The organism is Acidovorax sp. KNOB132 (assembly GCF_057541515.1).
This window is the reverse complement of record NZ_BAAJYT010000634.1, coordinates 1-666: the sequence shown is the minus strand read 5'-3', so window position 1 is coordinate 666 and position 666 is coordinate 1. Positions and strand designations below refer to the sequence as shown.

The following is a 666-nucleotide window of genomic DNA, read 5'->3' as shown; positions in this document are numbered from 1 at the left end:
CGCCACGCGGATGCCGGGGCGCCGCCACCGCCCCTGCCGGCGCCGGGGCCGAGCGCGGAGAAGCCCCCGGGCACGCGGCGGGAGGGCCATGTGAGCGAAAGCGCCACACCAGGGGATGGGAGGAGCGAGGGAGATGGCCCTGCCGATGGCGGCGCCTCCCTTGCCGCAGGTGCTGCGGACTGGGGCGCCTTGCCCCCCGAGCCCGTGGGCACCCAGGCCTTCAAACCCGTGCGGCCGCTGGTGCCGCGCGGCGGGCAGGACAGCGCACCAAAAAAAAGCCTGAGCCCCCGCCCCGGGCGTGCCGCGGCGCGCCAGGGAGACCGGGGGCGGGGCGATGGAACGCCTGACCTGCGCGGCGGCGAGCCGGGGCCCTGGGACTGGCCGCGCACCTTCATGGCGCGGGGTGCGGCCGTCCAACTGCAGCGGGAACACCTGCGCCACCAGCCCGTACAGGCCCGCACCGGGCGGCTGCATTGCTTCGTGCTGGACTGCTCGGCCTCCATGGTGGCGAGCGGTGCCCTGGCGCGCGCCAAGGGCGTGCTGCTGGCGCTGATGGGTGAGGCCTACCGCCACCGCGACGACGTGGCGCTGCTGTGCTTCGGTGGCAGCGGCGTGCAGTTGCGCGTGCCGCCCCAGCGCGCGCCCGCCTGGAGCGACGGCTGGGTA

Annotated in this window: 1 protein-coding gene; it reads left to right on the top strand. The window is 76.4% G+C overall.

The window, feature by feature from the left end; all coding sequences use genetic code 11:
• Positions 1 to 189: 189 nt before the first annotated feature.
• The coding region (locus AC27IO_RS25130; RefSeq protein ID WP_498741332.1) for a vWA domain-containing protein at positions 190 to 666 on the top strand (477 nt) is incomplete at its 3' end.